Below are 7666 nucleotides of genomic sequence, written 5' to 3' on the forward strand. Positions count from 1 at the left end.
CGTGCTGGCAGCACTGAAGCTGAAGAAACCCGCCGAAAACGCTCAGATGTCGTTGCTGTAGTGGCAGCCGAGAGGCTCGCCCCTATATGAATCAACAACTTACAACGTTTGGTGTCGAACTCGGGGGCGCCGGCACCCCGGCGTACACACCGCCCGCAACAGCCCCTGCTGCCGCGCCGTCTGCGGGGCTTCGAACTGGCGGCCCGCTCGGCTCCTACGATGAATACCGTCGTGTCAGCCCGTCCAACATGATCAACGGCAAGCTGACCTGCAACCAGTGCGGCTCCAATCTCATCCGCACCGTCGGCGGCACGGCCTCGTGCACGACCTGCGGCGCATCGCTGTACCGCGCCTGAACCCCGCGGGGGCGTGCCCCGGCGAACACGAGCGGCTTGGAAGCAGTGCCTCCAGGCCGCTTGTCCTTTGTGGTCGTTTTGATGGTCCCCAAACTGCGGCGCTGCGGCGTCAGGCTCGTTCGAGTGCGAGCGCGATGCCCTGTCCCACGCCGATGCACATGGTGGCCAGTGCACGCCGCCCGCCCGTGCGCTCCAACTGGCGTAGCGCAGTCAAGGCCAGCCGGGCGCCGGACGCGCCGAGCGGATGCCCGATCGCGATCGCCCCGCCGTTCGGGTTGACGCGCGCGTCGTCGTCGGCGATGCCGAGCTGGCGCAGCACGGCCAGGCCTTGTGCGGCAAAGGCTTCGTTCAACTCGATGACATCGAGCTCGCTCACGTTCCAGCCCAGCCGCGCCAGCAGCTTGCGCGTGGCCGGCGCCGGGCCGATGCCCATGACGCGTGGCGCGACGCCGGCCACTGCCGAACCGACCACGCGTGCGCGTGGCTTCAACCCGTAGCGTTCCACCGCGGCACCCGAAGCCATCAGCAAGGCGCAGGCGCCGTCGTTCACACCCGAGGCGTTGCCCGCCGTCACGCTGCCTTCGGGCCGCACCACGCCCTTCAGCCGGGCCAGCGCCTCGAGCGTCGTGGCACGCGGATGCTCGTCCACGCCGAACAGCACGGGGTCGCCCTTCTTCTGCGGCACCGGCACCGGGACGATCTCGCCGTCGAAGAAGCCGGCCTCATGGGCGGCCTGCCAGCGCTGCTGCGAGCGCAGCGCCATCGCGTCCTGATCGGCGCGCGACACGTGGAACTCGGCGGCCACGTTCTCGGCCGTCTCGGGCATCGAGTCGATGCCGAAGGCCGCCTTCATCTTCGGGTTGACGAAGCGCCAGCCGATCGTCGTGTCTTCGATCTTGCTGCTGCGCGAGAAAGCGCTCTCGGCCTTGGGCATGACGAAGGGCGCGCGCGTCATGCCTTCCACGCCGCCGGCGATCATCAAGTCGGCCTCGCCGGCCGCAATGGTGCGCGCCGCCATGGCGAGGGCATCGAGCCCCGAGCCGCACAGCCGGTTCAGCGTGCAGCCCGGTACAGCGATTGGCAGGCCGCCCAGCAGTGCGGCCATGCGCGCGACGTTGCGGTTGTCCTCGCCGGCCTGGTTGGCGCAGCCGTAAAGCACGTCGTCCAGCGCGCTCCAGTCCACCTGCGGATTGCGCTCGACGAGCGCACGGATGGGTACGGCCCCGAGGTCATCGGTGCGCACGCTTGCCAGCGCTCCACCGTAGCGGCCGAAGGGTGTTCGCACGCCGTCGACGATCCAGGCAGTCAGGGCTTCGGCCATCGTCATGCTCCAGGCAGGTCATTGGGTTTTGCGGTTCGCTCAAACCCCAAAAGCAAACGGCCATCGAAAAAGGAAACGGGTCAGGCGTGTGCTTCACGCGTGACCCGTTTGTTTTTAGCTGGTGCGGCTGGCAGGATTCGAACCCACGACCCCTTGGTTCGTAGCTGAGGGTGCGCCAGAATATTCAATAAAATCAATAGCTTACCGGTCGCCCAGAATCTGGCTATCGGTCAGTCGTGCACTGTCCCGTACAGGTGAGTTCCCAAAATCTTCCCAGGGGCTAGCGGTTCCATCCTGTCGCGCTAGTGTTCGAAGTCGGCCCACGTTGGTAGCCTCTGTGAAGCGCAAACTATGATGACGGAAACTCTAGCATGCCGTAGCGCTAAGCCGCTAAGCGGTGCTCGTAGTACGGACGCGCGCGCTCGTCGAGGATGGCATGCAGCGCCGACAGGTTGTCCTTCTGCGGGTTGAGCCAGGCGTCGATGTTCTCCGGACGGATCGGCACGATGCAGCGGTCATGTCCCGCGGCCGCAATCTCCGGGGGCGGCTCGTCCGTGATGGCGGCGAAGGACAACAAGTCGGGCTCGCCGTCGCACTTCCAGTGCGACCACAGGCACGCCACCAGCATGTCTTGAGGCGGGTTCGGCTTGAACTCGAGCACGACGTTCTCGACGGCCTCGCCTTCACCAAGGTCCCGGCCTTCCAGCCGGTGGCGGTTCACGTTCTCATAGAAGGCGGTGACGACCATGAGGCCATGCGAGAACCCGAAGAGGTCCTTCCAGAAGCCCTCCAGGTTGTCGCGCCGGGCGTTGTAGGTGCCCGGGTACTTGGTGTCGTAGAAGACCGGCTTGCCTGCAGGGCGGCACTGGTAGCGCATAGGCTTGATGACACGGCGCCCGCTCTCCATGACGATGACCGGCGCGTAAACGCCGGGGAAGATGCGCGAGTCCCGCTCCTCCGGCTCGGTTCGTTTCAGGTCGCTCAAGCGGGGCATTGCCGCCGCTCTTGCCGCACGATATCTCCTTCTCCCCGAATATCGACAGTCGATTGCGACGGCGGCGCCTTACCTGGTGCTTCTCGCATGTCCATTGATGATGCTGCTGATGATGGGTGGTGGCCACGGGGGCACGAAGGACGATGAGAAGTGAACGTTAGGAGCGAGATGCGCTCCTGGTTCGACTCCGTCGCCGGCTTGACCGCGCTTCAGGTGGCCTGATTAGGCCGGTCGCTGACAAACCGCCGACGGTCCTACTTCTTCTGCCGGCTCAGGTACTGACGTGCTGCCGCCGCAGTTGATCCGGCCGGTCACAAGACCCCAGCAAAAAAGCCCGCCGAAGCGGGCTCTATGGACGGGCGTTGGTCTACCTCTAGCGCTGGCAAGGAAGCCATCCTCACCGTTGCCCCGCAGGGCTGCGGCGGTGAGAGTTTGCAAGGCTCCGTTCTCGGTGTCGACCATGATCCCGCTCAGCGTCTGGCCGTTGTAAAGGCAGCCGGAGGAAGCGAACTGCACGGTGGCGTTGGAATACGTTCTTGCCCGTCGAGCGCGGCGTGGCCTGCCCTGTGACGCTGCAGGTGCTCACGGTGCCGGAGAGGGCCTATATCGCCGTGGTGCCGCAAAAGGCATGTTGTCCTTGACGCTGCCATCCGGTCAAGAGCTCGAAGGCTCGGTCACGGCAAGGACCGTTGTTCCGTTCGCGCGCCATGGTGCAGCCCTACCGTGAAGCAGGGCCGAGCCAAGCACCGAAGGCCGCCGGGATCGCGGCACCCAGCAGGTACCAGGTCCCGAGGAAGGGCAACCCGGGTTCAGAGCAGTGCAGCGCATAGAACGCGGCTGCGACGAGCCCGCAGGCGAGCCCTGCGACCGCACCGCTCAGACGCGGCGACAACGGAGCGAACAAGCGCGACCAGCGCATCGCCGGCGGCAGCATGGGCAGGGCAATGAGCGCGATGTAGAAGGGGCAGCCACGCCAGGTGGTGCCCCAGAAGGCGAGATCCCTTTCGGCCGTCGTCATGCCCACCGTCGACACCAGCGCAATCAGCCAGAACGTCAGCAGCAACCCCACCATCAGCTTGATCGGGGCATCGATGCGGGTGCCCGGCCGGAGGGAGCGCCGCAGCGTCACCCAGGCGAGCGCGGCCAGCGCCACCGGAAAGGCGATCTTTGTCCAGAACATTGGTGTTCCGACGGCCGACGCGATGTCCTCGCGCGGCCCCAGCCACAGCAAGGCCAGCGCCAACGCCGCCAGCGCGGCGGCGACGAGCCATGCCCTCATTCGCGTCGACACGGCGCGCAGGTGGGACACCGAGGACTCGCTCGCCAGGCGGTCCAGCAACTGCGGGTTCATCGAGTGCTCCAGCGACATGTCTGCGAAAGCGCCTTGATACCACGGTGCACGCTGACCTTCACCGCGGCCTCGCTCATGCCCAGCGCAGCGGCGACTTCGCGAACTGAACAGCCGAGCAACCTCACCTGCTCGATCGCCGCACGTTGCCTGTCGGGCAGCGTCGCCAGCAGGAGCCGCACGTCGCGCTCTGCTTGCCAGGGTTCGATCATCTGGGCCGAGGGCTCCGGTCCGGGGCTGAGCTCGGCCGCCTCACGGCGCTCGGCGGCATGCAGACGCAGCCAGTCAAGCAGCTTATGACGCGCAATGGCATGGATCCAGGCCGTGATCGGCACCATGCCGCCGAATGTATGGCGCCGGTCGTGGATGGCGAGAACCGCCTCCTGCACCAGGTCTTCGACGTCGGCGCTCTCGCTCAGACGCTTGCGATAGTAGGCGCGCAAGAGCAGCAATAGCTGATCGAGAAATCGCCGATACGCAACGCAGTCGCCATCGATGCCAAGCGAGAAGTCCTGTTCGAGCGCCCGATCGGCGTCAGCGCGCGCGCTATTGATTCGATCGTTCGGCATGCGACCTTTGGGCGCAGGGAGCAGACTAAGTTCCGCAGCTGCCATGTAACCGATGCAGGCGCGCAGCCGACTTGGTAGCCATGGACCAGCAGATTCCGCTGCACGACGAATGCGCCTGTACCGCTCCGGTGGCACACCTCGGCAGTCCCGGTCGATCCCGATGGCCGCGTGGTCTTCAACCACTTCGGTCTCGATACGGGCCACGCGATCTCGGCGATTCGCCGGCACTTGGCGCAGAGCTGAGAGCGGCGCGAACGACAGTGCCAATCCAAGGAATGGCGGTTGATGCATCGTCGTGACTTCACTGGGGCGGCCGCGTCGGCCGCGGGGATGTCGGCTCGGCCGGGAACATGTCGCGCGCGCTCCCAGTGGTGGACCGCTTGATCCAGCAATGGCGCGCGGCACGCAGGCCATGAGTGCCCGCGCCATTGCCGCTCTCGGTATGCCCACTCGCTGGACAGCATGGCAGGCGCACTTGCTGCCGCGCGGAGCCGACCCGTGGCTGCTCGCAGGTCTGGCTGGCGGATTTTTCCTACTCTATCTGCCCACCTATGCCGACCTCGCCCGCTGGGTGTGGGATCGCGACGAGCAGGCGCACGGCCCGATCATTCTCGGCGTGAGCGCCTGGCTGTTGTGGCGGCTGAGGCACCCGCTCGCGGTCCTCGACGGCCGCGCCGCTCCAGTGGCGGGCGGACTCGTGCTCGGATCGGGGCTGCTGCTCTACGTGTTCGGCCGTACGCAGGCCATCGGCATGCTGGAGACCGCCTCGCAGATCCTCGTTCTCGCAGGGCTGCTTTTGTTGTTCAAGGGGTGGGCCGCCTTGCGGCTGGCGTGGTTCCCGCTCTTCTTCCTGATCTTCATGGTGCCGCTTCCCAGCGCCCTGGTGGCTGCCGCCACGACACCGCTGAAGGCCGCGGTGTCCTACGTGGCCGAGGAGCTGCTTCACCTGATGGGATATCCCGTCGCACGCAGCGGCGTGATTCTCTCGGTCGGTCAGTACCAGATGCTCGTGGCCGACGCCTGTGCGGGACTCAACTCCATGTTGACACTCGAGGCGCTGGGCCTGCTGTACATGAAGCTGATGGGCCACACCTCGGCACTGCGCAACACGTTGCTGGCGATGCTGGTGATCCCGATCGCTTTCGTCGCCAACATCGTGCGTGTGATGGTGCTGGTGCTCGTGACCTTCCATCTGGGCGACGAGGCCGGACAGGGTTTCGTCCATGACTTCGCCGGCCTCGTCCTGTTCATGGTGGGCCTGTCGTTGATACTCGCCGCGGACCAGATGCTTGGGTGGCTGCGCCCGCGGCCACGGCTCGCGGCGACGGCGGAGCGGCCCGCATGAAGCTCAACCGACGCAAAGCGATCGTGGCCGTGGCAGCCATGGGATCTGCGGCCGCTGCGGCCCGGACCCTGATGCCGACCAGGAAGCTCGCCGATCTCTGGCACACCGACCTGGAACAGATGTTCCCCGCCACCTTCGGCGACTGGGAAGTCGACAAATCGCTGCCGGTGGTCCTGCCGTCGCCCGACACACAAGCCCTGCTCGACAAGCTGTACAACCAGGTGCTTGCGCGGGCCCAGCTGAACCGCCGTACCGGGGAGCGGGTGATGCTGTCGGTGGCGTATGGGGGGGACCAGTCGGAGGCCTTGAGCGCGCATCTGCCCGAAGTCTGCTATCCGGCACAAGGCTTCACGCTCGACGGCGCCGAGACCGTCAGTCTCGAGCTGGCCGGGCGCAACATCCCGGCCCGGCGGATGCGCACACGCTCGGGCCACCGCCACGAGCCGGTGACCTATTGGCTGACCCTCGGCGAAACGGTGGCCGCTACGAGGATGCAGCGCAAGCTGCAGCAGGTGCGATTCGGTCTCCGCGGATGGATCCCGGACGGCATGCTGGTGCGTGTGTCGACGATCGACACCGACGCCACGCACGGCTTCGCGGTGCAATACGACTACCTCCGGTCATTGGCGGCCTCCGTGCCCGCCGCCCATGCCAGCCGCGTTCTGGGTGCATCGGACACATGAGGACCGAGGCCGGCGCGTGCCCTGGCCCGGCGAGTGGCCTAACCAACAGGAGCTTAAAACCTATGAACGAGCATCAGCATGGGATCCGACTTGAACGTGCCGCCGCCATGCTGCGCATCGGCATGGGGCTGGTGTTCGTGATCGGCGGCCTGTCGAAATTGAGTCAACTGCTCGGGCCTGCGCAGGCGCATGACGCCATGGTGGCGCAATACCTGGGAGGCCTCGGTTACATCAACGCGCCGTTCCAGCAGTATCTGTTCTTTGAGGGCTCGCCTCTCTCGCCATCGGTCTTCCTGACGCTGCTCTCGTCCTTCGAACTCGTGTCCGGCATCGCGCTGCTGGTGGGTCTCTTCGTTCGCCCGCTCGCCTTGTTCTACGGCTTTCTCCTGTGGACTTTCGTGGTGTCTCTTCCGACGCATACGGTTCCGGGCGGTGCGCAGGGCATTGCCACCTATACGTCGCCGGCCATCTTCATCCAGATCCGCGACATCGCGCTGTCGGGCATGATGTTCGTGCTGTTCAATCTGGGCGCCGGCGCGCGCAGCCTCGATCAGCGCCTGTTCCCGCATGTTGTTGCTGTTCGATGGGAGCCGCTGGGAGTGCTGTTGCGCGTCTCGCTCGGCATCGTGTTCATCGTCGCCGGGTTCTTCGGCGGCTTCGCCCACATCGCCACGTTCGGCGCGACTCCGTGGCTTCTGGCGCCCATCGGCCTGGCTCTGATCTTCGGCGGACCGAAAGTGGTCCGCGCGGGCGGTGTGGCGGCGATCGCCGTCTTCGTCTGGTTCGTGGCGCACAAGCTAAACCTGAGCATGAGCGTCATCGCCAACCTGAATGGCTTCAAGCGCGAGTTTGCGTTGGCAGCCGCGGCGGCCGTCCTGGTGCTCTACGGCGGAGGAGAGTCGTTTACGCTGCGCGATCTGCTGCGACGCGCGGGGAGCTACCGCGGCCGCCGATCGATAGAAGCTTGATCCTTAGCAGGCCGTTGAAGTACCCCCGATGAACGCGTGTTCCACCACTGCAATTCGGCTCGGCGAGGTCATACAGGTCGCT

7 protein-coding genes and 1 pseudogene are annotated in these 7666 nt (G+C 65.9%); 4 read left to right on the forward strand and 4 right to left on the reverse strand.

Annotated features, from left to right (window positions below; genetic code table 11):
* Window positions 1-465: 465 nt before the first annotated feature.
* Both pcaF and H0W38_RS11575 read right to left on the reverse strand, forming a co-directional pair.
* Window positions 466-1677: a 3-oxoadipyl-CoA thiolase gene (pcaF, locus tag H0W38_RS11570; protein ID WP_292454077.1), complete on the reverse strand. Its 1212-nt coding sequence runs from the start codon at window positions 1675-1677 to the stop codon at window positions 466-468.
* Window positions 1678-2059: 382 nt separating this feature from the next.
* Window positions 2060-2671: pseudogene (locus tag H0W38_RS11575) on the reverse strand (SOS response-associated peptidase family protein); the annotation flags it as partial.
* Here H0W38_RS11575 and H0W38_RS11580 point away from each other — a divergent pair.
* On the forward strand, window positions 2616-2825 hold the full coding sequence (locus H0W38_RS11580; protein ID WP_292454080.1) for a DUF2933 domain-containing protein: 210 nt from the start codon (window positions 2616-2618) through the stop codon (window positions 2823-2825). The pseudogene H0W38_RS11575 and the gene H0W38_RS11580 sit on opposite strands and share 56 nt — an antisense overlap.
* Before the next feature lie 564 nt (window positions 2826-3389).
* Here the strand turns inward: H0W38_RS11580 and H0W38_RS11585 are convergent.
* Window positions 3390-4022 (reverse strand): DUF1109 domain-containing protein, encoded by a 633-nt coding sequence (locus tag H0W38_RS11585; protein WP_292454083.1) that lies wholly within the window; start codon window positions 4020-4022, stop codon window positions 3390-3392.
* The gene (locus H0W38_RS11590; RefSeq protein ID WP_292454086.1) at window positions 4019-4792 is read right to left on the reverse strand and encodes a sigma-70 family RNA polymerase sigma factor; all 774 of its coding nucleotides are present in this window, start codon (window positions 4790-4792) and stop codon (window positions 4019-4021) included. Before H0W38_RS11590 ends, H0W38_RS11585 begins: the two co-directional genes overlap by 4 nt.
* A 187-nt stretch (window positions 4793-4979) precedes the next feature.
* On the opposite strand from H0W38_RS11590, the gene xrtB reads away from it, so the two are divergent.
* The 3 genes from xrtB to H0W38_RS11605 all read left to right on the forward strand — a co-directional run bounded on the left by xrtB (window position 4980) and on the right by H0W38_RS11605 (window position 7584).
* Window positions 4980-5933 (forward strand): exosortase B, encoded by a 954-nt coding sequence (xrtB, locus tag H0W38_RS11595; RefSeq protein ID WP_292454089.1) that lies wholly within the window; start codon window positions 4980-4982, stop codon window positions 5931-5933.
* The gene (epsI, locus tag H0W38_RS11600; RefSeq protein WP_292454091.1) at window positions 5930-6616 is read left to right on the forward strand and encodes an exosortase-associated protein EpsI, B-type; all 687 of its coding nucleotides are present in this window, start codon (window positions 5930-5932) and stop codon (window positions 6614-6616) included. Before xrtB ends, epsI begins: the two co-directional genes overlap by 4 nt.
* Before the next feature lie 62 nt (window positions 6617-6678).
* Window positions 6679-7584 carry a DoxX family membrane protein gene (locus H0W38_RS11605; RefSeq protein ID WP_292454095.1) on the forward strand — a complete coding sequence of 302 codons (906 nt, stop codon included), beginning with the start codon at window positions 6679-6681 and terminating at the stop codon, window positions 7582-7584.
* The last annotated feature ends 82 nt before the right edge of the window (window positions 7585-7666 follow it).

Origin of the sequence: Methylibium sp. (assembly GCF_013817365.1) — a bacterium.
Lineage (GTDB): Bacteria > Pseudomonadota > Gammaproteobacteria > Burkholderiales > Burkholderiaceae_C > Methylibium.